The sequence below is a fragment of the Affinundibacterium danionis genome, from assembly GCF_042432465.1.
Lineage (GTDB): Bacteria > Pseudomonadota > Gammaproteobacteria > Burkholderiales > Burkholderiaceae_D > Undibacterium > Undibacterium danionis.
Map to the genome: position 1 here is coordinate 549,559 of NZ_JBHLXJ010000009.1, position 26,214 is coordinate 575,772.

At 44.9% G+C, this 26,214-nt stretch carries 24 protein-coding genes; 16 read left to right on the plus strand and 8 right to left on the minus strand.

The window, feature by feature from the left end; all coding sequences use genetic code 11:
- Positions 1 to 46: 46 nt before the first annotated feature.
- The 11 genes from mraY to lpxC all read left to right on the plus strand — a co-directional run bounded on the left by mraY (position 47) and on the right by lpxC (position 12,776).
- Positions 47 to 1,216 (plus strand): phospho-N-acetylmuramoyl-pentapeptide-transferase, encoded by a 1,170-nt coding sequence (gene mraY, locus ACFFJH_RS10530; RefSeq protein WP_390212298.1) that lies wholly within the window; start codon positions 47 to 49, stop codon positions 1,214 to 1,216.
- Positions 1,217 to 1,228: 12 nt separating this feature from the next.
- Positions 1,229 to 2,737: a UDP-N-acetylmuramoyl-L-alanine--D-glutamate ligase gene (murD, locus tag ACFFJH_RS10535; protein WP_390212300.1), complete on the plus strand. Its 1,509-nt coding sequence runs from the start codon at positions 1,229 to 1,231 to the stop codon at positions 2,735 to 2,737.
- Positions 2,738 to 2,820: 83 nt separating this feature from the next.
- Complete coding sequence (gene ftsW / locus ACFFJH_RS10540) at positions 2,821 to 3,954, plus strand: putative lipid II flippase FtsW (RefSeq protein ID WP_390212426.1); 1,134 nt, start codon at positions 2,821 to 2,823, stop codon at positions 3,952 to 3,954.
- Positions 3,951 to 5,051, plus strand: a complete 1,101-nt coding sequence (murG, locus tag ACFFJH_RS10545) for an undecaprenyldiphospho-muramoylpentapeptide beta-N-acetylglucosaminyltransferase (protein ID WP_390212302.1) — start codon at positions 3,951 to 3,953, stop codon at positions 5,049 to 5,051. Before ftsW ends, murG begins: the two co-directional genes overlap by 4 nt.
- A 50-nt stretch (positions 5,052 to 5,101) precedes the next feature.
- Entirely contained in the window at positions 5,102 to 6,484 is a 1,383-nt protein-coding gene (gene murC, locus ACFFJH_RS10550) for a UDP-N-acetylmuramate--L-alanine ligase (RefSeq protein WP_390212303.1), read from the plus strand.
- A gap of 57 nt (positions 6,485 to 6,541) precedes the next feature.
- Complete coding sequence (locus ACFFJH_RS10555; protein WP_390212306.1) at positions 6,542 to 7,486, plus strand: D-alanine--D-alanine ligase; 945 nt, start codon at positions 6,542 to 6,544, stop codon at positions 7,484 to 7,486.
- A 30-nt stretch (positions 7,487 to 7,516) separates the two neighbouring features.
- Positions 7,517 to 8,290, plus strand: coding sequence for a cell division protein FtsQ/DivIB (locus ACFFJH_RS10560; RefSeq protein WP_390212307.1), 774 nt, complete (start codon positions 7,517 to 7,519; stop codon positions 8,288 to 8,290).
- 127 nt (positions 8,291 to 8,417) lie between these two features.
- Entirely contained in the window at positions 8,418 to 9,650 is a 1,233-nt protein-coding gene (gene ftsA / locus ACFFJH_RS10565) for a cell division protein FtsA (RefSeq protein WP_390212309.1), read from the plus strand.
- Positions 9,651 to 9,831: 181 nt separating this feature from the next.
- Positions 9,832 to 11,028 (plus strand): cell division protein FtsZ, encoded by a 1,197-nt coding sequence (gene ftsZ / locus ACFFJH_RS10570; RefSeq protein WP_390212427.1) that lies wholly within the window; start codon positions 9,832 to 9,834, stop codon positions 11,026 to 11,028.
- A gap of 169 nt (positions 11,029 to 11,197) precedes the next feature.
- The gene (locus tag ACFFJH_RS10575) at positions 11,198 to 11,704 is read left to right on the plus strand and encodes a peroxiredoxin (RefSeq protein WP_390212312.1); all 507 of its coding nucleotides are present in this window, start codon (positions 11,198 to 11,200) and stop codon (positions 11,702 to 11,704) included.
- 136 nt (positions 11,705 to 11,840) lie between these two features.
- A complete protein-coding gene (gene lpxC, locus ACFFJH_RS10580; protein ID WP_390212313.1) occupies positions 11,841 to 12,776 on the plus strand; it encodes a UDP-3-O-acyl-N-acetylglucosamine deacetylase in 936 nt (311 codons plus the stop codon).
- Between the two features lie 26 nt (positions 12,777 to 12,802).
- On the opposite strand, the gene ACFFJH_RS10585 is transcribed toward lpxC, so the two are convergent.
- Entirely contained in the window at positions 12,803 to 13,294 is a 492-nt protein-coding gene (locus tag ACFFJH_RS10585; RefSeq protein ID WP_390212315.1) for a DciA family protein, read from the minus strand.
- A gap of 51 nt (positions 13,295 to 13,345) precedes the next feature.
- On the opposite strand from ACFFJH_RS10585, the gene ACFFJH_RS10590 reads away from it, so the two are divergent.
- Both ACFFJH_RS10590 and secA read left to right on the plus strand, forming a co-directional pair.
- Positions 13,346 to 14,317, plus strand: a complete 972-nt coding sequence (locus ACFFJH_RS10590) for a M23 family metallopeptidase (RefSeq protein ID WP_390212317.1) — start codon at positions 13,346 to 13,348, stop codon at positions 14,315 to 14,317.
- A gap of 231 nt (positions 14,318 to 14,548) precedes the next feature.
- The gene (gene secA, locus ACFFJH_RS10595) at positions 14,549 to 17,314 is read left to right on the plus strand and encodes a preprotein translocase subunit SecA (RefSeq protein ID WP_390212319.1); all 2,766 of its coding nucleotides are present in this window, start codon (positions 14,549 to 14,551) and stop codon (positions 17,312 to 17,314) included.
- A 125-nt stretch (positions 17,315 to 17,439) separates the two neighbouring features.
- Here secA and ACFFJH_RS10600 read toward each other — a convergent pair whose 3' ends face one another.
- The 5 genes from ACFFJH_RS10600 to purB all read right to left on the minus strand — a co-directional run bounded on the left by ACFFJH_RS10600 (position 17,440) and on the right by purB (position 21,486).
- Positions 17,440 to 17,823, minus strand: coding sequence for a MarR family winged helix-turn-helix transcriptional regulator (locus ACFFJH_RS10600; protein ID WP_390212321.1), 384 nt, complete (start codon positions 17,821 to 17,823; stop codon positions 17,440 to 17,442).
- A gap of 165 nt (positions 17,824 to 17,988) precedes the next feature.
- Positions 17,989 to 18,558: a YceI family protein gene (locus ACFFJH_RS10605; RefSeq protein WP_390212323.1), complete on the minus strand. Its 570-nt coding sequence runs from the start codon at positions 18,556 to 18,558 to the stop codon at positions 17,989 to 17,991.
- A gap of 137 nt (positions 18,559 to 18,695) precedes the next feature.
- Positions 18,696 to 19,307, minus strand: coding sequence for a YceI family protein (locus ACFFJH_RS10610; protein WP_390212324.1), 612 nt, complete (start codon positions 19,305 to 19,307; stop codon positions 18,696 to 18,698).
- Positions 19,308 to 19,309: 2 nt separating this feature from the next.
- On the minus strand, positions 19,310 to 19,849 hold the full coding sequence (locus ACFFJH_RS10615) for a cytochrome b (protein WP_390212430.1): 540 nt from the start codon (positions 19,847 to 19,849) through the stop codon (positions 19,310 to 19,312).
- Positions 19,850 to 20,058: 209 nt separating this feature from the next.
- Positions 20,059 to 21,486, minus strand: a complete 1,428-nt coding sequence (gene purB, locus ACFFJH_RS10620) for an adenylosuccinate lyase (protein ID WP_390212326.1) — start codon at positions 21,484 to 21,486, stop codon at positions 20,059 to 20,061.
- A 266-nt stretch (positions 21,487 to 21,752) separates the two neighbouring features.
- Between purB and ACFFJH_RS10625 the strand changes: the two genes are divergently transcribed.
- On the plus strand, positions 21,753 to 22,361 hold the full coding sequence (locus tag ACFFJH_RS10625; RefSeq protein WP_390212327.1) for a glutathione S-transferase N-terminal domain-containing protein: 609 nt from the start codon (positions 21,753 to 21,755) through the stop codon (positions 22,359 to 22,361).
- A gap of 137 nt (positions 22,362 to 22,498) precedes the next feature.
- Here the strand turns inward: ACFFJH_RS10625 and ACFFJH_RS10630 are convergent, their stop codons facing one another.
- A complete protein-coding gene (locus ACFFJH_RS10630) occupies positions 22,499 to 23,149 on the minus strand; it encodes an energy transducer TonB (RefSeq protein WP_390212328.1) in 651 nt (216 codons plus the stop codon).
- A gap of 260 nt (positions 23,150 to 23,409) precedes the next feature.
- A complete protein-coding gene (asd, locus tag ACFFJH_RS10635) occupies positions 23,410 to 24,276 on the minus strand; it encodes an archaetidylserine decarboxylase (protein WP_390212330.1) in 867 nt (288 codons plus the stop codon).
- Between the two features lie 448 nt (positions 24,277 to 24,724).
- On the opposite strand from asd, the gene ACFFJH_RS10640 reads away from it, so the two are divergent.
- Both ACFFJH_RS10640 and ACFFJH_RS10645 read left to right on the plus strand, forming a co-directional pair.
- On the plus strand, positions 24,725 to 25,273 hold the full coding sequence (locus tag ACFFJH_RS10640) for a peroxiredoxin (RefSeq protein WP_212674735.1): 549 nt from the start codon (positions 24,725 to 24,727) through the stop codon (positions 25,271 to 25,273).
- A 273-nt stretch (positions 25,274 to 25,546) separates the two neighbouring features.
- Positions 25,547 to 26,068: a carboxymuconolactone decarboxylase family protein gene (locus ACFFJH_RS10645; protein ID WP_390212332.1), complete on the plus strand. Its 522-nt coding sequence runs from the start codon at positions 25,547 to 25,549 to the stop codon at positions 26,066 to 26,068.
- The last annotated feature ends 146 nt before the right edge of the window (positions 26,069 to 26,214 follow it).

Genomic DNA, 26,214 nt, shown 5'->3' on the forward strand with positions numbered 1-26,214 from the left:
TTCAAAAAGATTTAAAAAATTAAAAGAGAAATTAGGGAAAAATATTATGTTGCTTTGGTTGGCGGAGCTTTTTAAACAAGACATCAGCTTCTTCCGCGTATTCGGATTTATTACTTTCCGTGCGGTTTTTGCGACGATGACGGCGATCTCGATAGGTTTGCTCGCGGGGCCTGCCGTGATTCGTATGCTTACGCGTTTAAAAGTGGGGCAGGCAGTACGTACCGATGGCCCACAAACCCATTTAATTAAATCTGGTACACCGACGATGGGTGGTGCTTTGGTGTTGATCTCGATCGGGATTTCAACTTTGTTGTGGTCAGATCTGAGCAATCGATTTGTGTGGGTAGTGTTGATTGTGACTTTGGGTTTTGGTGCGATCGGCTGGGTAGATGATTATCGCAAGGTGGTTTATCGTGATCCAAACGGTATGGCATCCCGTGAGAAATTTTTCTGGCAATCTTTGATTGGTATTGTGGCTGCGGTGTATTTGGCGTTTTCTGTGTCGGCACCAACCAATACCAAAGTAATGGAATTATTTTTAGCTTGGGTGCAATCTGGTTTCAGCATGGATTTGCCACCGAAGGCGGATTTGATTATTCCGTTTTTCAAAACTTTTAATTATCCGCTCGGCGTTTGGGGATTTATTGCCTTAACTTTTTGTGTGATTGTTGGTACTAGTAATGCCGTGAATTTGACCGACGGCTTGGATGGTCTGGCGATTATGCCGACCATTATGGTGGGTTCGGCATTAGGTATTTTTGCTTACTTAACAGGGCATGTTGGTTACTCTAAGTATTTGTTGATTCCTTACATTTCTGGTGCGGGGGAACTCTTAATTTTCTGCGGTGCGATGGCAGGCGCTGGCTTGGCATTCTTGTGGTTTAACGCCCATCCGGCGCAAGTGTTTATGGGTGATGTAGGTGCTTTAGCTCTAGGCGGTGCACTGGGTACGGTAGCCGTCATTGTGCGTCAAGAAGTGGTGCTGTTCATCATGGGTGGCATTTTTGTCGTGGAGACTTTTTCCGTGATGCTGCAAGTGACTTATTTTAAGTTCACTAAGAAAAAATATGGCGTAGGTAAACGCTTGTTTTTGATGGCTCCATTGCATCATCATTTTGAACAAAAAGGTTGGAAGGAGACGCAAGTAGTCGTGCGTTTTTGGATCATTACGATGTTGTTAGTGTTGTTAGGTTTGTCGTCATTGAAATTGCGGTAAATAGGGTTAAGTATGAACTCCTCGGATTTATTGAATAAGCAGGTATTGATCGTCGGACTGGGTGAATCCGGTTTGGCGATGGCACGCTGGTTGTCGCGCTGTGGCGCACGCTTGCGGGTTATCGATACGCGTGCAAATCCTGAGCGTTTGCCTGCTTTAAAAGATATAGCGCCTGAGGCCGAATTTTTGGGTGGCAAGTTTCTAGCTGAACAGGTCGATGGTGTCGATCTGGTCGTTCTTAGTCCCGGTTTATCACCTCAGGGTGAATTGCAAATCATTTTGCAGCGTGCTCAGGAATTGAATTTGCCAATCTGGGGTGAAGTTGAATTGTTTGCACAAGCCTTGGCTGACTTGAAAGTGACGACCAACTACGTACCAAAAATTATTGCGATTACAGGTACCAATGGCAAGACAACCGTAACCAGTTTGACTGGACAATTATGCGCACGTGCGGGCATGAGTGTCAAAGTCGCCGGCAATATTAGTCCAGCGATGCTCGATGTTTTATGTGATTGCATCACGACAGAAACTTTGCCCCAAGTCTGGGTTTTGGAGTTATCGAGTTTTCAGCTCCATACCAATGTAAGTCTTAATCCTGATGTCGCGACTGTGCTGAATGTGACGCAAGATCACTTGGATTGGCATGGCGATATGAAGAGCTATTGCGCAGACAAAGCCAAAATTTTTGGTGCTACAACTTTACGTTTGCTCAATCGGGACGACGAGCAAGTAATGGCAATGCAAGGCGCCGATGGTAACTTTGTCAGTTTCTCTTGCCGTGCGCCGCAACACGACGGTGAATTTGGTTTGTTGAATGAACAAGGGATGACTTGGTTGGCAGTGGCAAATGCGGATCAAGATGAATTGCCTGCATCGCGCAAGCGCAAAAAGGAAATCGTCGACATCCCAGTTACGATTACGCGATTGATGCCGGCCGATGCGTTAAAGATACGGGGGCAGCACAATGCGAGTAATGCATTAGCGGCTTTAGCTTTGTGTCGCGGAATTGGACTTCCATTAGCACCGTTATTACATGGCTTGCGCGAGTACAAAGGTGAGCCACATAGAGTGGAGTTAGTAGCGACGATTAGTGGCGTTGATTATTTTGATGATAGCAAGGGCACAAATGTAGGCGCTACCGTTGCTGCATTAAAAGGACTCGGTGAAGAGCGCGGCGGTTCAGAAAAGCGAATTATTTTGATTGCCGGCGGTGATGGCAAAGGTCAAGATTTTTCTCCTTTGGCGGAACCAGTATCGCGGTATGTCAAAACCGTTTTGCTGATTGGTAAAGATGCGCCTGAGATTCAAACGGCATTGGAGATCACCTCCGTAGCGATGCATAGTTTTGATAGTTTGGAGCAGGCGGTAGCGAGTGCGGGCGAATCCGCACAAGAAGGCGATATCGTTTTGTTGTCGCCAGCTTGCGCGAGCTTGGATATGTTTAAGAATTACGCTCATCGCGCTCAAGTGTTTGTTGACGCGGTGCGTGATATCGCATTAAACCGTGGTGAGATTTGCTGATGAAACAGCTACTCCTGAATTTGAACCTATGGCGTTCGTCTGGCAATAGTCAGACCCGAACTCATTTTGTTCAGCGTTCAAAAATGATGGAGTATGACCAAGCTTTGGTGTGGGTGACTTTGATCTTGATGGTGTTCGGTATGGTGATGGTGTACTCAGCATCGATCTCGTTGCCGGATTCACCTAAGTATGCCAACTATAAGAATAATCATTTTTTAGTGCGTCAGGCGATGTTTGTGAGTTTCTCTATTTTGATGAGTTTTATCATTTTTAGAGTGAAAGTCGAAGATTGGCAAAAAGCAGCACCTTATTTATTTATTTTTACTTTAGCGCTGTTGCTGTTGGTATTGATACCAGGTTTAGGAAAAGGCGTGAATGGCGCGAAGCGTTGGTTGTCGTTCAAAGTGTTTAATCTACAGCCTTCAGAGTTGATGAAATTATTTATGGTCTTGTATGCGGCCGATTATACCGTCCGTAAGCAAGAGTACATGCATAAATTGACCAAGGGCTTTTTGCCTATGATGGTGACGGTGGCTGTATTGGGTTTGCTACTGTTATTGGAGCCTGATCTCGGCGCATTTGGTGTGATCGTTTGTATCGCAATGGGGATTTTGTTTTTAGGTGGGATTAACGGTATTTGGTTCGGTGGTATTGCAACGACTTTGGTAGGGATTTTTGCTTCAGTCATTCTGTTATCACCATGGCGCCGTGAACGTATTTTCGCTTATTTGAATCCTTTTGAAGAAGACAATGCCTTAGGTAAAGCGTATCAGTTGACACATTCCTTGATCGCATTTGGCCGCGGTGAATTGTTTGGCGTTGGTTTGGGCGCTAGCGTTGAGAAACTGCATTACTTACCAGAAGCACATACTGACTTTTTATTAGCCGTGATTGGTGAAGAGCTTGGTTTTGTCGGCGTCGTTACGGTAATTTTTTTGTTTTATTGGATAGTGAAACGCGCATTTGATATCGGGCGTCAAGCCATCGTGCTTGATGCAACTTTTGCAGGCTTAGCAGCAAAAGGCATTGGTATCTGGATCGGTGTCCAGACGTTTATCAATATGGGTGTGAATTTAGGATTGCTGCCGACCAAAGGTTTAACTTTACCTTTGATGAGTTATGGCGGTTCCGGTGTTTTAATTAATTGTATAGGTTTAACCCTCCTACTTCGTATCGATTATGAAAATCGACTCATGATGCGCGGAGGACGAGTATGACGAATTCAAGCAAAGTGAAAAAACATTTAATGATTATGGCTGCTGGTACAGGTGGACATATTTTCCCCGGTTTAGCGATCGCTGATGAAATGCAGACTCGTGGCTGGAGTGTTTCATGGCTAGGAACCAAGACCGGCATGGAAGCGGAAATTGTGGCCAAGCATGGCATCACCATGGATCAGCTCGATTTCACTGGACTACGCGGTAAAGGTTGGAAACACAGTTTGACGGGTGCCTATAAATTGGTAGCAAGTTTTTTTTCTTGCATTGATATCGTCAGAATACGTAGACCCGATGTGGTTCTTGGTATGGGGGGGTATGTGACTGTGCCGGGCGGCGTGAGTAGCGCATTGATGGGCAAGCCATTAGTTTTGATGAATGCGGATGCGCCTTTGCTTTTATCGAATAAAACACTGAAACCGTTCGCGAAAAAATTGATGTTTGGTTTGCCTTCCAACGCACCTATGCAAGAGCGCAAATTTGTATTCACGGGCAATCCTATCCGTCACGAAATTAGTAATCTGGATTTGCCACAGCAACGTTATGCGCAACATCAAGGGCCATTAAAAATTTTGGTAGTGGGCGGCAGTTTGGGTGCGCGTGTTTTGAATGAGGCTGTGCCAGATGCATTAGCCCTAATTCCTGAAGCACAACGCCCACTGATTACGCATCAATCGGGTAAGCAGCACGTCAATGATTTGCGTCAGCGTTACCAAAAAAATGGGGTGCAAGCGGAGGTCTTGGATTTTATTCATGATATGCCGCGTCGTTATGCAGAGGCTGATCTGGTGATTTGCCGCGCTGGTGCCATTACTGTATCGGAATTGACGGCGGCGGGTGTTGCCAGTGTGTTGGTACCGCTAGTTGCATCCAGTACTTCGCATCAAAGAGCCAATGCAACTTGGCTAAGTGAGGCCGGTGGTGCCGTACATTTGCCTCAATCAGAATTGAATGCGGAAAGTTTAGCGGCGCTGATACAAAGTATGAATCGTGAACGTTGTTTGCAGTTCGCGAGCAAAGCCTATGAATTAGGTAAGCGCGATGCGAGCGCGACAATCGCGGAGATTCTAGAAGCACTGGTTAATAAAACTAACTGAGTATGAAATAACTAAGTAAAAAATTGTTGAGAAAGTAGTAGAGAAATATTATGAAACATAAAGTGAAGCACTTACATTTTGTTGGTATCGGTGGCTCAGGTATGAGTGGCATCGCCGAAGTGCTATTAAATCTGGGCTATGTGATTTCCGGTTCGGATTTAAGCAGCAATGTGGCTTCACAGCGTTTAGCAAGTTTGGGTGCAAAAGTAACCGTAGGTCATGCCGCTGAAAATATTGAAGGCGCCGATGCGGTAGTCACCTCAACTGCCGTCAAGGCTGATAATCCAGAAGTGATCGCTGCTCGCGAAAAACATATTCCTATCGTGCCGCGTGCTTTGATGTTGACCGAGTTGATGCGTCTAAAAAGTGGTATCGCAATTGCTGGTACACACGGCAAGACAACGACTACCAGTCTGGTTGCGAGTATTTTGGCAGAAGGTGGTTTAGATCCTACCTTTGTGATCGGCGGTTTGTTGAATAGTGCTGGGGCTAATGCGCGGCTCGGTAGTGGCCAGTATATTGTGGCTGAGGCGGATGAATCCGATGCCTCATTCCTCAATTTGTTACCCATGATAGAAGTGATTACCAACATCGATGCGGATCATATGGAGACCTATGATCATGATTTTTCAAAATTAAAACAAGCCTTTGTCGACTTTACTCAACGTCTGCCTTTTTATGGTGTTGCTATGTTGTGCATGGATGATCCGAATATCCGTGAAATCATGCCAAGAATTACTAAGACCATTGTTACCTATGGTTTTCATGAAGAAGCTGAAGTGCGCGCGGTGAATGCGACAGCTGCAAATGGCAAGATGCATTTCACGGTGGTGCAAAAAGGCTATGAAGATATGCAGGTGAGTTTAAATCAGCCGGGTATGCACAATGTGCAAAATGCCTGCGCTGCGATCGCGATTGCGCGCGAAGTGGGCGTTGAAGACAGTGCGACGCAAAAAGCTTTAAGTGAATTTAATGGCGTGGGGCGTCGCTTTACACGCTATGGCGAGATCTCGTTAGCAAGTGGTGGTAGCTTTGCACTAGTCGATGATTATGGACATCATCCGGTAGAAATGGCGGCGACTTTAGCCGCGGCGCGTGGTGCCTATCCAGGTCGTCGTTTAGTGTTGGCATTTCAGCCGCATCGTTATACCCGCACTCGTGACTTGTTTGAAGATTTTGTGAAAGTGATTTCGACTGCGGATGCGGTAGTTTTAGCAGAAGTTTATGCTGCTGGCGAAGCGCCAATTGTTGCTGCTGATGGCCGTGCCATGACACGTGCTTTGCGTGTGCTCGGTAAGGTTGAACCTATTTTTGTTGAACAGATGCAGGACATGCCGCATGCATTGCTTGGTATGTTACATGATGGCGATGTGTTGATCGTGATGGGCGCTGGTTCCATTAGTGCGGTGCCAGGTAAACTGGCGAATCAGTGACCGTAAATAGATATAAGAATAGTCACCGTAAATATTATTGAATTGAATGGACGCAAGATGAAAGAATTAGGCAAAGTTGGCGTGTTATTTGGTGGTCGTTCAGCAGAGCGTGAAGTATCCATCATGTCCGGTACTGGTGTCTTGAATGCTCTAAAAAGTCGCGGCATTGATGCACATGGATTTGACCCAGCGGAACGCAGCTTAGCGGAGCTGGCTGCTGAAAAATTTGATCGCGTATTTATCGCATTGCATGGTCGTTATGGTGAAGATGGTAGTTTGCAAGGCGCATTAGAACAACTGGGCATACCTTACACCGGTAGCGGTGTCATGGCCTCTTCGGTCGCGATGGACAAGATTTTTACGAAAAAAATCTGGCTCTATCATCAGCTTACAACGCCGAAATATGCGGTACTGAACGCTGATAGTAATTTGGCGCAAGTGACACAAGAACTTGGTTTGCCATTAATCGTGAAACCACCGCACGAAGGTTCTACGATAGGCATTACGAAAGTGACTGCAGATGAGGCTTTGCCAGCGGCTTATCAACTGGCTGCGCAGTTTGACGAAGAAGTATTGGCCGAAGAATTTATTCAAGGGCGTGAATTGACTGTCGCTGTATTAGGTCGCGGCGCTGGCGCACGTGCATTACCTGTGATTGAAATTGTGGCACCAGAAGGTAACTACGATTATCAAAATAAATATTTCACAGACGACACGAAGTATTTGTGCCCGGCGCCTTTGGATGAGAATTTAACTGTAGAGATTCAACGGATGTGCGAGGATGCTTATCGCGCGGTGAATTGTGAAGGCTGGGCGCGGATTGATGTGTTGTTGCGGGCGCATGATAACAAACCATTTTTGATTGAGATTAATACTTCACCAGGTATGACGGGTCATTCTTTGGTACCGATGGCAGCGAAGGCGGCTGGCATGAGTTATGAAGATGTTTGTGTTGAGATATTGAAGACCGCGCGATTGAAAATCGCAGCAGATTCTCAATAATTTGTTGCGCGAAAGAGTGTAAGAGAATTTATGTGGCAAGACGCAAAATTGCTCAATGCAACCGCCAATGTTTTATTTAGCATCGTGTTGCTTGCCATGTTGGTGTCGGGTGTGTGGTGGCTGATTCATCGTCCGGTGTTCGCTTTGCAAGTGGTTCGTGTGGAAAGTGAAAAGGCGGGGGTAAAGCAGAATGAGTTAAGGCATGTGAATACCTTGACTATACGAGATCAGGCAGTGCCCAAAATTACAGGTAATTTTTTTACGACCAATTTGGAAGAAGTAAAGCAGGCGTTTGAATCGGTGCCTTGGGTGCGCAAAGCTAGTGTGCAAAGAGTTTGGCCTGACACTTTAGTGGTGCAGCTTGAAGAGCATGATGTATTGGGAACGTGGGGCGAAGATGGCCGTCTGATTTCAGTCGCAGGCGATGTCTTTACCGCGAACTTGGCTGAAGCGGAAGAGGACGTGCAATTAATAGGATTCTCTGGACCTGAAGGTAGTGAAAAAGAAGTGGTGGCGCAGTATCTACAATTTAAGCAATGGTTTGCTAGTTTAAATTTGGAGCCAGAAGCGGTTCAATACTCAAGCCGTTATGCTTGGAGCGTCAAGTTAAATAATGGTTTGCAAGTTGAGTTGGGTAAAGTGCAGGAAGTCAATGCCTTGAAAAAAAGGGTCGATCAGTTGATTAAGGTCTATCCGCAGTTGGTAACTAGATTACAGGGCAGTATTGTGAGTGTGGATATGCGCTATCCGAACGGACTGGCGTTAAAAACTAGTAATCAGTCAGTCGCATCGAATCGTAAGTAAGCATAGTAGTAGTCGCAAACATAGCGAAACAAGTAGAGCAAAAAGAGTAAAAGCAAGGGCAAAAGTAAGAGCAAACGAGTGTCATTCGGATTGTAACGAGTACCTTAATATAAGTAAGTGGAAGACTATGACAAAAGACGCAAAAAACCTGATTGTTGGCCTCGATATTGGGACATCAAAAATTGTGGCGGTCGTTGCTGAAGTGATGCCAGATGGTCGTCACGAAGTAATCGGTTTAGGTCAACATGAATCGAAAGGTTTGAAGAAAGGTGTGGTCGTCAATATCGAAGCGACTGTTGAATCGATACAGCGCGCTTTGGAAGAAGCTGAGTTGATGGCTGACTGCAAGATTCGCACTGTCTACACGGGTATCGCCGGCAGCCATATTCGTAGTTTTAATTCCAGCGGTATGGTGGCGATTAAAGATAAGGAAGTCACTGCGACTGATGTGTCGCGTGTGATTGAAACGGCGAAAGCGGTGAATATTCCAACTGATCAGCAACTACTCCACACTTTGCCACAAGAATTTATCGTTGATAGCCAAGACGATGTGCGCGAGCCTATAGGCATGAGTGGTATTCGTCTTGAAGTTAAAGTGCATATCGTGACTGGTGCGGTGTCAGCCGTTCAAAACATCGTGAAGTGTGTGCGTCGTTGCGGTTTAGAAGTATCGGATTTGATTCTGCAACCGATGGCGTCAGCCGATGCAGTATTGACCAATGATGAAAAAGAATTAGGCGTCGTGTTGATTGATATCGGTGGCGGTACCACTGATGTTGCCGTATTTAGCGAAGGTTCTATACGCCATACCGCCGTGATTCCAATTGCGGGCGATCAGATTACCAACGATATTGCGATGGCATTGCGCACACCGACTTCCGAAGCGGAAGAAATCAAAATTCGTTTTGGCGTTGCTAAGCAAGTGTTGGCCGATCCCGCCGATACTTTGGAAGTGCCGGGTTTAGGTGATCGCGGCCCACGTTCATTATCTCGTCAAGCCTTGGCGGCGGTGATAGAACCACGTGTTGAAGAGTTGTTCGCCTTAGTGCATCAAGTGGTGCGTGAATCTGGTTACGAAGATGTTTTGTCATCTGGCATTGTATTGACTGGTGGCTCATCGACGATGCAAGGCATGGTAGAAATGGCGGAAGACATTTTCTTAAAACCTGCGCGTTTAGGGATGCCAGCTTACTCAGGTCAGCTCGCCGATGTCGTGCGCAGCCCGCGTTATGCGACAGTATTAGGTTTGTTGTTGGAAGCAAAAAAGCAGTACTTACGAGGTCATATTGTGACGCGCCAAGCAGGTTCGGCAAACGCAGTTTGGCAACGTATGAAGGAGTGGTTTCAAGGGAATTTTTAATTCCATCTTTTGTTTTGAAAAATAGTGTTTCTTTATAGACGAAATAGGGCGATTTACAGCATATTTTTTACAAACTTTTGCTGTAATCATTTTATAATAGTGAGAATTACAGTTTTTATTCGCTAGGCGTCACATAGGGTGAGGATTAGCGACTGAAAACTGCCTACTTGGGGGATTCATGATGGAGTTCGATATGGTCGATAACGCTACGCAAGGCACAGTGATCAAAGTCGTTGGTGTCGGTGGCGCAGGTGGTAATGCAGTTCAGCACATGATTAACAAAGGTGTTTCTGGCGTGGAGTTTATCGCTGCAAATACAGATGCTCAAGCGCTGACACAATCCAATGCACATAATGTGATACAGATCGGTGAAACTGGTTTGGGCGCTGGGATGAAACCTGAAGTAGGTCGTCAATTGGCGGAAGAATCCCGTTCACGAATTGAAGATGCTTTGCGCGGTTCGCACATGGTATTTATCGCTGCCGGTATGGGCGGCGGAACAGGCACTGGCGCTGCGCCTGTGGTCGCGCAAGTCGCAAAAGAATTAGGTGCATTGACCGTTGCGGTTGTGTCCAAACCATTTTCTTACGAAGGTAAGAAATGCATGGATATCGCAGATGAAGGCTTAGAGGCTTTGTCCAAACATGTCGATTCTTTGATCATCATCTTGAATGAAAAACTCGAAGAAATTTACGAAGATGACAGCATGATTGAATGGTTAGGTCATGCAGATAATGTTCTGAATAATGCAGTTGCTGGTATCGCAGAAATCATTAATGTTCCAGGTCATATTAATGTTGACTTCAATGACGTGAAAACGATCATGGGCGAACAAGGTAAAGCGATGATGGGAACGGCCACCGCTTCCGGTGTCGATCGTGCACGTATCGCGGCAGAACAAGCAGTTGCTTCCCCACTGTTGGATGGTATTGATTTGTCTGGCGCACGTGGCGTGTTGGTGAACGTAACAGCTAGCCGTGGTTTGAAAGGTAAAGAAATTAAAGAAGTAATGGCTGCAGTTCGTGCTTTCGCTGCGCCAGATGCATCGATTGCTCAAGGTATCGCTTACGACGAAAGCATGGGTGATGATATTCGTGTGACGGTCGTTGCAACTGGCTTGGGTCGTGGCAAGAAAAATATTCAATTGGTTCAGACACCGATATTACGTACTGGTACTAATGATGAGCCTATGATGATGGCGACTTCAGTAGCTGCTGCAGCGCCAGGCAAAGCGACGACTTCGGTCAGTGCTGGTTTTGATAGTTTGACTAAGCCTGCGGTGTGGCGTCACTCTGCTACTGAACAAGTACGCGCCTTGGAAAAAAATGGGATGGAGACTTACGACATTCCTGCTTTCCTACGTAAGCAAGCGGATTAATTCAGCTGAAGAATTGAGTCGTAGTAGTAATCAGGCAAAACGCCAGTCAATTGACTGGCGTTTTGCTTTCTGCAGAAATCTTTTGTTTAAGGCATACTTGCACACTTCCCTGTATCGTATATTGAGCAGGTGAGAGTCCACTTATTAATTCATTTTTAGGGAGTTCATTATGAGCATCAAGATTGGTGATAAATTACCAGCAGGTAGCCTGGCCGAGTTTATTGAGGTGGAATCCGAAGGCTGTTCTTTAGGCCCAAATACTTTTGACGTCGCAGAATTGACGAAGGGTAAAACCATCGCAATCTTCGGTTTGCCTGGCGCATACACACCAACTTGCTCCGCTAAACATGTACCGGGTTATGTAGAACATGCCGCCGCTTTGAAAGCAAAAGGCGTGGATGAAATCTGGTGTATTTCTGTGAACGACGCTTTTGTTATGGGCGCTTGGGGACGTGATCAAAAAGCGACTGGTGTTGTACGCATGATGGCTGACGGCAACGCGACTTTCAGTAAAGCTTTGGGTTTAGATGCAGACTTCAGTAAGTTTGGCATGGGCGTACGCTCACAACGTTATTCATTGGTTGCCGTTGATGGCGTGGTCAAGCATTTGAATGTGGAAGAAGGCGGAAACTTCGCTGTGTCTAACGCTGAAACGATGTTGGCACAATTGGCATAATCGAATTTTGCTCGATATTAAAAATGCGCATCGTGTGGTGCGCATTTTTTTTGGATGTTTCGCTTGACGTTAGGAACAGCTATCAGGCCCTAGGTAATTTTCTGCATAAATTGCTTTTGCGATTTATAATCTCAGCATGTTAAAACAAAGAACCATAAAGCAAGAAGTGAAAACGATAGGTGTCGGTGTCCATTCCGGTACCAAGGTAACACTGACTCTGCGACCAGCTCCGATAGATACCGGCATCATTTTTACGCGTGTAGATTTGCAACCACCTGTGGTGTTTCCTGCAACGGCGTTAAATATTGGCGATACTAAGATGGCATCTACCTTGACGGTCGATGGCGCTAAAGTGTCAACCGTTGAGCATTTATTATCCGCGTGTGCAGGCTTAGGGATTGATAATCTTTATATTGATATCAGCGCGGAAGAGATCCCGATCATGGATGGCTCAGCTTCATCATTTGTCTATTTGTTGCAGCAAGCTGGCTTTGCTGAGCAAAATGCGCCCCGAAAGTTTATTCGGATTTTAAAGCCTGTAGAGATCCGCGAGGGCACAGGCAAGTCTGAAAAATGGGCTAGGCTGGAACCTTACGACGGATTCAAGTTGCATTTCTTTATAGAATTTAATCACCCTGCGGTCGATGGGACGATGCAAACCGCCGAAGTGGATTTTGAAAAAGTCTCCTACGTGAAAGACGTTGCGCGTGCCCGTACATTTGGTTTCATGCAAGACGTGGAAATGTTGCGGGGTATAGGTCTGGCACGCGGAGGATCTTTAGAAAACGCCATCGTGATGGATGAGTACCGCATTTTGAACGCTGACGGATTACGTTTTGACGATGAGTTTGTACGGCATAAAATATTGGATGCGATTGGAGATTTGTATTTGATCGGACATCCATTTTTAGCAAGCTATACCGCGCATAAGTCAGGTCATGGATTGAATAATCAATTGTTGCGTGTATTGCTCACTCAACCTGATGCTTATGAGATTGTTACTTTCGAGGATGCGGTTCAAGCGCCTATTTCGTATTTCGAGCAAGAGCAGCGCGAGTGGGCACTGAACTAGATTTGCCCATCTGCGCTCACATATTTTTAAGTATTTCTTCTCAATAGCCGCTCAAGTGCGGCTTTCAAATCAGCATTCTGCGGCGTTGTCGGTAGGCTACTTTTTAAGCTGGCAAAAGCAGAAATAGCCTTACTACTTAATATTGCCTGTTTGATAGGCACAGGTTTTTCGATAGTTCGTTTGACTTGTACTTTAATCTTGATTGCGTTAATCTGCCAACCTCGTTGCTGCAAATGGGCTTGCAATTTAGGTAATTGCTGTTTCAATTTACTAGCAATAGAGGCATTTGGCGTGGAGAGAACTAACTGCTCATCAGCTAGGTTTAATACTTCACAGCCATCAAAGATCGGCGGGAGTACGTTCCCGCATTCTTTTTGTAGCGAAAGATTTCGCTTAATGGTAGGTAACAGTGGTGATAATTTGTCGCTTTGTTGTAAGAACGAAGCGACGCCACTGGCATCAGCGAGCTTTTTGCCGCGCTTGATATTTAATCGATAAGGTTGTTGAGGTGCTTGCATAGTCGGCACATTACCACAATTCATTCTTGTTGATCACGGGGGTATCAGTTAATGCAAGTGATTATTATGCATTCGCGTTTAACGCAAGCCAAGTCACTGACGCTGACGTCAAAACACCTGGCAATTTTCATTTCTTTATTTGTTTTATTTGCGTTCATTATTTCTGTGACTGTCATTAATTTGACCGCTCGTTACAGCACAAGCGACTCCGTATTCGTTAAAGCGATTTTGCCTGCTGCATTACAAAATGGTGGTAGTTTTGGGGTGACGTCGAATGATCGATATCTGAAAGAAAACCTCGCTGCAATGGCGGTTAAAGTGGGCGAGATGCAGGCGCAGTTAATCCGTTTAGATGCCTTGGGCGAGCGTGTGCAGGGTTTGGCGGGGGTAAAACCTGAAGAGTTCAACTTCAAAGAGTCGCCTGGACGAGGTGGTGCTGAGGTGAGTTTGCTTTCTGGTAAAACTGATCTGAGTTTGGTGGATTTTCAAACTAGTTTAGATATGCTGGCAAAAGATGTGAATTATCGCTCGGACTACTTCAATGTCGTTGAATCAAAATTAATGAGCTTTAAATTGCAAGCCAAGCTGCTACCAACTATTGTCCCAGTGAACGTTGGCTACAATGCCTCGACGTTTGGACGTCGGCTTGATCCATTTTCGGGACGTACCGCGTTCCATGAGGGTTTAGATTTCTCCGCGCCTACTGGTACACCTATCGTAGCTGCGGCTGGCGGTGTCGTGATCGCAGCCGAATATCATCCTGAGTTTGGCAATATGCTGGAAATTGATCATGGTGGCGATATGATTACTCGCTACGCCCATGCTTCAAAACTGTTCGCCAAAGTTGGCGATATTGTAAAACGTGGACAACACGTGGCAAATATTGGCTCTACTGGCCGATCTACTGGGGCGCATTTGCATTTTGAGGTCAGAATTAAAGGCATTCCTCAAAATCCTCATAAGTTTTTAAATGCTGGAAATGACGGTGCTGACGTTTCAAAAATTGCTAGTCTTGTGCGTTAAACTGCCAAGTCTATCAAATTCTCCAAGAGTAATTGCGCGGGCCACCCTTGATTTTGTCTGATTTATCACCAACTCCAATCTAATCTTCCTGTCTGCTGCTCCGGATTTTCTGGAAAGGCACCTCAGGCATGTTAAAATAAAAAGTTAATCACATTTGCTGCGTTTTGAATCTCATCTGAATATTTAGATCCGGTTTTCGCAGTGTTTAAGAACCCAAAACTCAATCAAAGCATGTCATTCCTGACCAAAATATTCGGTAGCCGTAACCAGCGGCTCTTGAAACAATATCAAAAAATTGTGCGTGAAATTAACGCCTTAGAGCCAAAGTTGGAAGCTTTGACTGATGAGCAATTAAAAGCCAAAACACCAGAATTCAAAGAGCGCTTAGCGAAAGGCGAAACTTTAGATGCCTTACTGCCTGAAGCCTTTGCGGTTTGTCGCGAAGCGAGTAAGCGGGTTTTGAAAATGCGCCATTTTGACGTGCAGATGATGGGTGGTATGGCTTTGCATTTTGGCAAAATTGCCGAAATGGGTACCGGTGAAGGTAAAACCTTGATGGCGACTTTGCCGATTTATCTGAATGCTTTGTCAGGTAAAGGTGTGCACGTCGTTACCGTCAATGACTACTTGGCGCAACGCGATGCCGATCAAATGGGTGAACTGTATGGTTGGCTGGGTTTAACGACTGGCGTCAACTTGTCTCAGCTAGAACACGATGCAAAACAAGTTGCCTACGGCTCTGACGTTACCTATGGCACGAATAATGAATTTGGTTTCGACTACTTGCGCGACAATATGGTGTATGAAGCCAAAGATCGCGTACAGCGTTCTTTGAATTTCGCTGTGGTCGATGAAGTCGATTCGATTTTGATCGATGAGGCGCGCACACCGCTGATCATCTCAGGTCAGGCTGAAAATCACACTGAGCTATATTACAAAATTAACGAAGTACCGAAGCTCTTAACTTTGCAAATCGGTGAAGAAACACCCGATGGTAAAGGTGTGGTCGAGGTGCCAGGTGATTACACGAAAGACGAAAAATCACACCAAGTTTTATTGACCGAAGCCGGTCACGATAAAGCGGAACGTATTTTGACGCAGATGGGTTTATTGCCAGAAGGCGCGTCTTTGTATGATGCGGCGAATATCTCCTTGGTACATCATCTGTATGCTGCATTGCGCGCTCATGCTTTGTACTTCAAAGATCAACACTACGTTGTATTGAATGATGAAATCGTGATCGTCGATGAATTTACCGGTCGTATGATGACAGGTCGTCGTTGGTCTGATGGTTTGCATCAAGCAGTCGAAGCGAAAGAAGGCGTTCGTATTCAAAACGAAAACCAAACTTTGGCGTCGATCACTTTCCAAAATTACTTCCGTATGTATACCCGTCTGTCGGGCATGACAGGTACCGCGGATACCGAAGCTTACGAATTTCAAGAGATTTATAACCTTGAAACCGTCGTGATTCCTCCGAATCGTCCATCAGCCCGTAAAGACAGACAAGATCAGGTTTACAAGTCGGCCGAAGAAAAATATGGCGCAATGTTGAAGGATATTCAGGATTGCTACGAGCGTGGGCAACCAGTGTTGGTCGGTACAACCTCAATTGAAAATTCTGAATTGTTGTCGGGTATTTTAGATAAAGCGAAATTACCGCATAACGTTTTGAATGCCAAACAGCATGCACGTGAAGCTGAAATCATTGCGCAGGCAGGACGTCCGAAAGCGATCACCATCGCCACTAATATGGCGGGTCGCGGCACCGACATCGTGTTGGGTGGCAATGTCGGTAAACAAGTGCAATTGATAGAAGCATCCGAATCTTTGTCTGATACTGAGAAGCAGTTGCAGTCGCAAAAATTGCGCGATGAATGGCAGTCCTTGCATGATCAAGTCGTTGCTGCTGGTGGCTTACATATCGTGGGTACCGAACGTCATGAATCTCGTCGTGTCGATAACCAATTGCGCGGCCGTTCTGGTCGTCAGGGTGACCCAGGTTCATCCCGTTTCTATCTGTCTTTAGATGACGCCTTATTGCGGATATTTGCTGGTGATCGCGTACGAGCGATTATGGATAGATTGAAAATGCCGGAAGGCGAGCCTATCGAAGCCGGTATCGTTAGTCGCTCTATTGAATCTGCACAACGTAAAGTTGAAGCACGTAACTTCGATATTCGTAAACAATTGTTGGAATACGATGACGTTGCTAATGATCAGCGTAAAGTGATTTACCAACAGCGTAATGAATTACTCGAAGCGCATGATATGTCTGAGATGATCGCGTCTTTGCGCGATGGCATGTTCCATGATTTGGTGCGCCAATATGTACCGCATGAAACGGTCGAGGAGCAATGGGACTTGGCGGGACTGGAAGCAGTTTTGGCAAGCGAATGGGCCTTGGACTTGCCATTAGTCAGTTTATTGGAGACCGAGAAAAACTTAACTGACGAAGACATTTTGGATCGTGTAGTGGCTGCAGCGAAAGCAGCTTACGATGCCAAAGTTGAGCTGGTCGGTAAGGAAAGTTTTGCAGGCTTTGAACGTAGCGTAATGTTGCAAAGTATTGATAGCCACTGGCGCGAACATTTAGCGGCTTTGGATCATCTGCGTCAAGGTATTCATTTGCGTGGTTACGCGCAGAAAAATCCTAAGCAAGAATACAAACGTGAAGCTTTTGAGTTGTTTGGTCAAATGCTAGACATGATCAAAAATGAGGTGGTGCGTATTGTCGTGACAGTACGAATTCAATCTCGCGAAGAGATCGAAGCCGCCGAACAGCAAATGGCGCAATCTCAAGTTGAAAATGTCCATTATCAACATGCAGAATTTGATGCCAATGCTTCACCGGAAGAAATCTTGGCGCCATCACCGGTTGCAGGCAATGATGTTCAGGAACCATTTGTCGATCAAGGTTGGAAGATCGGTCGTAACGATGCGTGCCCATGCGGTAGCGGTAAGAAGTACAAGCAATGTCATGGTAAGTTAGCTTAAACGGGTTTTCGAAATTCAATAAGCTAAAAGACATAAAAAAGACGGGCAAGCCCGTCTTTTTTTATATGCAATTTTAAACGCCAACCACCTTATTCAAGTTCTTTAATTTACTGACTTATTACTTATTAACTTGCGCGTGTCAATGTTAATTTTAGTTTTAGTAGTTGCGCTTCTAGCGCATCATAATCTTCTAACTGATATTCGCTGAAAATTTCGCGCCCTTGTTTTACGACTTCAGGAAAAGCGTTAGCAAATTGCAGTTCACCCTCAGGCGTTAGTTTGACAAATAATTGACGGCGGTCTTCGCCACGCTCTCGTTGAATTAATCCTTTTTGCTCCAATCTGTCCAGCACACCAGTGAGTGTGCCTTTCGTGATCAAAGTTTTTTCACCTAGCTCTTTGCAAGTCATGCCGGGGGTGTTGCCTAGCGTTGCGATAATGTCGAATTGCGAGTCGGTAAAACCTAAAGAGCGTACTCGTTTGGAGGAGATTTTTTCAAATGATTGCATGCATTCCGAAAGTAAGCGAATGCTGCGTAGGTAGCGCTTTTCTAGCATGAGAATGAGCTTAAGGCTGAAGAGTATTTTGAAGCGAAACTACACAAGAGAAATTACTCAAGAAAAATTAGATGACAGGGATGGCTGACGAGCGTCAACCATCCGGTGAATCTACTATTAGTTGGTTTTATCCGCTTCAACTTGAATAGACAATTTTACGTCTGGAGAGAAGCCCCAGTTCAACGCAAAATTCATACCGAAATCAGAGCGCTTAAATTCTGCACTGGCATCAGCGCCACAGATTTCTTTTTTAGTCATGCCGTCTTGGATGCATTTAAATTTGTTCACGGTTAAATGAACTGGTTTTGTTACGCCCAATAAGGTCAATTCGCCTTCTACGCCTACCAATTTATCACCATCAAACTTCATGGATTTACCAACATAAGTGATGGTTGGGAATTGTGGTACGTTGAACATATCTTTGTTTTTTGCGTGATCATTCATTTTTGCATGACCGAAATCGATAGAGCTCGCGTCTATCGTGATGTTCATTGTGCCTGTTTTTGCTGCACGATCTAAAGTGATCGTTCCTTCTGTTTTGGTGAATTTACCGCGCCAGAAAGAAATACCTTTGTGATCTGCTTCAAAACTTGGGTAAGTATGGCTAGGGTCAACTTTGTAAGTTTGCGCGAAACTTGGTGCTGCAACTGCGAACAAGGCGATAGCGACGATTTTGGATAATTTCATGGTGATGCTCCTAAAAAAATAAATGGATCAGGTGTTACTAAATTGGTGCTAAGTCTTAAGTGCTGGATGCTGCGATTGTTTTACTTGATACTTGGTTTTTACTTCTACTGCTTATTTTCTCAACTGATTTCTTGTGTTTACTGATTCGCTACAACCTTAAATTTAATCATGACTTCGTCCGCGATCATGCTGGTGTCTTTCCATTCACCTTCGCCAATATTGAATGTTAGGCGTTTGATGGGCAGACTACCTTCGAAAGTGACCGACTTTCCTTCGGTCTTTATGCTTAAAGGGAAGCTAGCAACTACCGTTTTTCCTTTAATGGTCAGATTGCCGGTGACATCTAATTTGCCAGCGCCTGCAGATTTCATGGATGTCGAGACGAAGCTAGCTTTTGGAAATTGTGCGGCGTTAAACCACTCTTTTTTCAATACTTCGGCGTTGTATTCAGGCGCGGGTAAATTCAGGCTACTAGCATCAATTTCTACTTGCGCTTTAGAGCTTTCGGGCTTGGCACTGTTGTAGTCGATAGTTGCTGTAAATTTTTTAAATTGCGCTTGAACTGGCACATTCATTTGTTTGAAAATTACTTGCACGGTACTTTTCGGTGCATCAATTTGCACATTGGCAGCGTGGCTCAAGGTACTAACTGAACCGGTTGCGGCAGCTATAAGCAAGCTTGTTGCTAGCCTAGCGGGGTTGAATATTCTGCTGGCTGGTAGTTGAACTGCTTGAATGAGATTTTTCATATTTATTCCTTATTGGAGAAATCGGGCAACATTCTTTTTAAGATGTTGTCCCTGTCGATGAAGTGATGTTTAAGTGCGGCTGCTATATGCAAGATCACGAGTAAAAGCATTACATTGGTTAATATCTCATGCAGTTCTTTGAAGCTGTCTTTCATCGTAGGATCAGGCGTGATCAACGCGGGTAACTCAATTAAGCCAAGATAAACGACAGGAAAACCCGCGGCGTAACTGTAAAGGTAGCCCGAAAGCGGTACGCCGAACATTAAGACATAAAGTGTAATATGCGCCAGATTCGCTATTTGTTTCTCCCAGGTCTTCATACTGTTAGGATATGCAGGCGCTGTGTTAAATAATCGCACTAATAATCTAATTGCAACCAAAGCCAGTACGGTCACGCCTACCCATTTATGCCAGGAATATAGTTTCAGTTTGGTGGGACTAATTTTTAAATCAGTCATGTAGGTACCCAAAGCAAACGCGGCGATGATCAAGATGGCGACCAGCCAGTGCAATAAAATACTTTTACCTGAGTAACGTTGCATAGTTTCTGGTTGCATAAATTCTCCTAAAAAAGAAAATTAGTTCGAAGTAGAACTAATATAGCAAAAAAAAGCGAAGTCTGCACAACACCTTCAAAAAACGCTCAATCTTGGTTTTGCATTGGTATAAAGACAAAAAGCCTGCAGAATTACTTCTGAAGGCTTTTTATCAGGTTCAACCTGCTTGAGTCGTTAAACTCAATTGCGTGGAATTAAATCGCTTTTGCTAACTTAGCTGCAATACCCGTATAGGTCGCAGGGGTCATTGCCAATAGCAAGTCTTTGGCATCTTGCGGGATGCTTAAACCAAGTATAAATTCACGCAAAGCGTCTTTAGAAATTCCTTTACCACGCGTTAATTCCTTTAACTGTTCGTAAGGGTTTTCTACGCCGTAACGACGCATTACAGTTTGTACTGGCTCCGCTAACACTTCCCAGGTATTGTCTAAATCTTCCGCTAGACGAACTTGGTTGGTTTCTAATTTATTTAAACCGCGTACACAACTGTCGTAGGCCAATAAAGTATAGCCAAGCGCTACGCCAATATTGCGCAATACGGTTGAGTCGGTCAGGTCGCGCTGCCAACGTGAAATCGGTAATTTCTCAGATAAATGCTTGAGTAAGGCATTCGCCAAACCTAAATTACCTTCTGAATTTTCGAAATCAATAGGGTTCACTTTATGCGGCATTGTGGAAGAACCGATTTCGCCCGCTTTGGTTTTTTGTTTGAAATAACCAACTGAAATATAGCCCCAGATATCGCGATTTAAATCGAGCAAGATGGTGTTGGCGCGCGCAAAAGCGTCAAACATCTCGGCCATGTAATCGTGCGGTTCGATCTGAATTGTATAGGGATTGTAAGTTAAGCCTAAACGCTGTTCGATAACGTTTTTGGAAAAGCTTTCCCAGTCGTGGCTAGGGTAAGCGGACAAATGTGCGTTGTAGTTGCCGACTGCGCCATTCATTTTGCCGAGAATTTCAACCTGCGCGATGCGCTGCGCTGCGCGTTGCAGACGTGCGACGACATTCGCCATTTCTTTACCCAAGGTGGTTGGGCTGGCGGTTTGACCATGGGTACGTGACAGCATAGGCACATCGGCGTTGTCGTGTGCAATTTCCGTTAAGCGTGCGATTAATTTTTGCAAGGCTGGCAGCATCACGCCATCACGGGCTGTTTTTAACATCATGCCGTGTGAAGTGTTGTTGATATCTTCGGAGGTACAGGCAAAATGGATAAATTCTGCGGCAGCTTTTAATTCAGCGGTAATCTCCGGTGCAATGTTTAAACTGCGCTGTGGCAAATGATTGTAGCTATCAGGTAAAGCCAAGCCAACCGACTCTTTCAACCAATATTCAACGGCTTTCACATCATGATTGGTCACCGCTTCGATGGCCTTAATACGCGCAGCATCCTCTTCTGAAAAATTAGTCGCAATACGATCTAACAAAGCGTTGGCAGCGGCGGAGAATGGTTTGATCTCTGCAAAGCCCGCTAAAGACAAGGCTTGTAACCAAGAGATTTCAACTTTGACGCGATGATGCATGAAGCCAGCTTCAGACAAAGTTGCGCGTAAGGCATCCACCTTAGACGCGTAACGTCCATCAAGTGGGGAAAGGGCTGAGAGAGTAGAGAGAGACATGATGAGGAGAGTAGGTTGAAGAGTTGAAGATTGAGTTGGTAGAAGGATAAATAAGCTGGGTGACTGATTGTGTTAGCTATCTTGAAATCAAGCGTATCGCAAAATTCACTTTGTCAGCGTAATCCAAGATTTTACCATTTTTGAGCCGGGCATTCTCGGCTTAATTGTTGTCATGTCTTTATCTTTGTGGCGTGGTTTAGACTTTGATCCGGATCAGCAATGATATAATTTCCTCCGACAAAAAACTCTAATCATGTGAAAGTAATATGAAACTTATTGGTTCCCTCGCTAGTCCTTACGTAAGAAAAGTCCGTGTAGTAATGGCGGAAAAGAGGCTTGATTACGCCTTGCTACTGGAAAATGTCTGGGCTGCTGATACGACAATTCAACAATCTAATCCACTGGGTAAAGTCCCTTGTTTGTTGATGGAAGACGGTGGTGCCATGTTTGATTCGCGAGTGATTGTGGAGTATCTAGATACCTTGACGCCGGTTGGTAAATTGATTCCGCCACACGGGCGCGAGCGTGCGGAAGTCAAAAACTGGGAAGCCTTGGCCGATGGAATTTTAGATGCAGCCGTGTTGATACGCGCAGAGCGTACTATGCGCGACCCGGCGCTGCAGAGTGATAGCTGGGTAAATCGTCAGATGGATAAGGTTAATGCGGGACTGAAATCAATGTCGCAAGGTTTGGGCGAATCAGGGTTTTGTGTAGGAAATCATTTAACCTTGGCAGATATCAGTGTTGCTTGTTGCTTAGGTTGGCTGAGCTTCCGCTTCCCTGAGATCAAATGGCACAACGATTATCCTAATTTGGCGAAATTGTTCGATAAATTAGCTGAGCGTCCTTCGTTTAAAGATACTGTTCCTGAATAAGTGACCTAAATAAGTGCCTTAAATAAGCGATCGATTTTGTTTAGTTGGTTTTTTTAGCTTTAGCTTGGTCAAAATGAAAAAAGCATGTGAATTGTGTTCACATGCTTTTTTTACTTTTGCACACGACGACTAAATACTTAGCCGCGTAATGAGAAATTGATACTCGCAGTAGCTAACACCATAGTTGCCTTACCGTCTTCTACATAAGGTTTAAAAAGCGCGCGAAGTAGGGCTAATTTGGCAGATTCGTCAAGGCGTGCAAAACCTGAAGATTTCAGGATCTCTACTTTTTCGGCGCGACCTTTGTCGTTGACTAAGACTTGCATGACAACTCTGCCTTCTTCGCCGAGGCGGCGAGCTATGGCAGGGTAATCTGCTTGAGGCGCTTGTATGTATTCAACGGCGCTAACAACTTTAGGGCCAGCAGGTTCCGCTTTAGCTACTGGTGCTGGTGTATGCGTAACTGGTGCTGGGGTGACCGGAGCAGGGATGTCGGCAACTGTGGGCGCAACTTGAATGGCGTTCTCAATATCGCTGTTTACAGCGATTTGGGGCATCACCGGCGTTACGATGTTACGCACTGGTGGTGTTTTTTCTAGCTTCGCCACTTGTACCTTAGTTTGCGGCACAATGCTTGGCAGCATCATGACGACCGTTTCTTTCGGCTTGCTTTGAAAGCGTTCAATGGGATTGAGAATAATTAAACCAAAGACCGCGATGTGCGCTAATGCAATGAAGCTGCCGGTGGCAAATTGACGTGGTAATGGTGCTGGTTGCAGCGTGTTCATGGTGTTACGCCTCAGTAAAGATATGCTTTAATCTAAATAGGAATAATTCGTATTTAGATTATGTATCAAATTGTGGCGAACTGCAAGAAATTTGTGCGCTGCGGAAGTGTAAGTTTGCGCTGGCTCAAGTGCCAGCGCTTTGTGGAATAGTTGACCCTGCTTTGAGGGAGAATGAGTGCGCTTAGGCTAGAGATTTGCTTGCACTTGAACTGCGTGATCGAGTGAATGTAACAACACTGGCGTCTGTTTTGCCTTAAGCCCTAATTGATACTGACTTCATCGCCCATAGTCTCTCCTAGGCGTACTGCACCGGCTGGTTTCCATGTGGCGTTAAACTGCATGCTATTTTTGTTGAATAGCATTACGACCGTTGAGCCCAATAAAAAGCGGCCCATTTCTTCGCCTTTTTTCAATTGAATATTTTGATCGGTATAAGTCCATTCACGTACTTTATTTGTGCGTGGTGGATTGACGATGCCGTGCCAAGCGGTTTGCATGCTACCAACGATGGTCGCACCGACCAATACAAGGATAAATTCACCGTGGGGCGAATCGAAGACGCAGACCACGCGTTCGTTACGTGCGAATAAACCTGGAACGCCGCGTGCAGTCGTTGGATTGACAGAAAATAACTCACCCGGCACATAAATCATGCGTTTTAAGCGACCGTCACATGGCATGTGGATGCGGTGATAGTCGCGTGGACTCAAATAAATGTTGGCGAACTGACCGTCGTTGTACTGCGCCGCCAATTGAGCATCGCCACCGACCAAGGCTATGGCGGAAAAGTAGTGTCCTTTCGCCTGAAATATTTGCCCTTGATTGATCGTACCAAATTCACTAATCGCACCATCGACAGGGCAAGCATATTTAGCTGAGCTAATCGGGCGTGCGTCGGCGCGCAAAGGGCGGGTAAAAAATTCATTAAAACTGGCATAACTTGCCGTATCAGGATTCGCCGCTTCCTGCATGTTAACCTGATATTTTTTAACAAACCAATTGATCAGGCGCGTAGTACGTTTGCCGCCACGATCATTAGCAACCAGACCAGCAAAAGCAGTTAATAAATATTTAGGCAAGAAATATTGCGGGAGCACGGCTAAACGGTCGGACACGGCGAGACTCATGATAGAAATAAAGAACCGCGATTATAGCCGTAGAGTGTTTGAGAATAGTGATTTCGGGTTTTTCTTGTGGTAATTGGTAAAGCAAAAAACACTTATATAGTCAAAATAGTTAAGGCAGGCTTGGTCGAACTGAGTCGGGTACAGTCGAATAGAGTCGAATAAAAAGATAATGTAATCTGTCATACACTTTTAGTGAAACTCAACTATGATGCAGACGCAGCATTACTCCTCGAAGGAGGGGAGGGGGCGCAAAAAATGATTCATTAGCTGTTCCCTAAAACAAATTTAGAAATAATCTATTGGATTTGATGAATTCATAGTGATAAGCTTCGTCTCAGTTGTGAACGTAAACCGAATTCGTCGATGAGTGAGATGTGAAGCAGAGTCTTGAAAATTCATGCATCGGCAATAAATGAAATACTCATGTTAATTTTTTCTGGAGAAATCAATGAAAACAGTTGGACAAAAACTCGACGCGTTTAGCGTACCAGCAGCTAAGCCAGGTTTTAATCATCACGAAGAAAATGGTGTATCCGCTTTTGAAACAATTACAGAAGCTTCTTTCCCAGGTAAATGGAAAGTCATCTATTTCTACCCAAAAGATTTCACATTTGTTTGCCCAACAGAAATCGTTGAATTTGCTAAATTGGCGTCGGATTTCTCAGACCGCGATGCAGTATTGATGGGCGGTTCTACTGATAATGAATTCTGCAAATTGGCATGGCGTCGTGAACACAAAGATCTGGACAAATTGAATCACTATGCATTCGGCGACGCGACAGGTTCTTTGGTGGATATGTTAGGTGTACGTGATGTGAATGCTGGCGTAGCGTTGCGCGCAACATTCATCGTTGATCCAGACAATGTCATCCAACACGTTTCTGTGAACAACTTGAACGTAGGCCGTAACCCAACTGAAATCTTGCGTATTTTGGATGGTTTGCAAACGGATGAACTCTGCCCATGTAATCGTAGCGTAGGCGGTTCGACATTATAAATTCAATTGTAGGGGACATGGCGTTGTTGCTTGTCCTCGCAATACTAAAGTATTGCTCCATGGTATTTAAGACTCGGCGCCTAGCACAGTCCTCCTAAAATTGAATTTCTAATTGCCGAACTTTTCTAGATTTGGTAATTATTGCGAAGATATTGCAAAGTAGTCTTCGATAATGTGAATTTCTCAAGCACTTACTTTTGATGAGTAGTTCAGCTAAAGTACAATCAACCCGCTTCGGCGGGTTTTAAAAACACTTTTTGATAGGTGAAAACTATGGAATTTCTTACTTCGATTAAAAATAGCATTCCTGATTATGCTAAAGATATTCGTTTGAATGTGGACAGCACGATTGCTCGTTCTAGTCTGGAAGGTAACGATGCTGTAGCGGTTGCCTTGGCGGCGGCGTTTGCAGCGAAAAGTAAAGTATTGATTGATTTGATTAAAAACTCAGGACATATCGCCCCTGAGGAAGTGCAAGCGGCACTGACGGCGGCCTCGTTAATGGGGATGAACAATGTGTGGTATCCATTCGTAGAGATGGCCGATGATGAAGACTTGAAAACCCAGGGTGCGCAATTGCGTATGAATGCCTACGCGACCAATGGTGGTGTCGATAAGCGTCGTTTTGAAATGTACGCACTGGCTGCTTCTATTGTTGGAAAATGCCATTTCTGTGTGAAATCGCATTTCGATTTGTTGCGTAAAGAAGGTATGTCGACTACGCAATTACGTGATGTTGGTCGGATTGCTGCTGTGATCAATGCAGCGTCTCAAGTAATCGCGGCTGAAGGCTAATTTGCTGCCTTAGTTTCTCGAATTATGCCCAAATTGTGAATATGAATGGAGTGACTATGATGCATGCAGATTTCATTGCTAGTGTGTTGCAGATATTGACCGAAATGGGTAGCGCCAAATAAACAAAAGCCGACATCGAGTCGGCT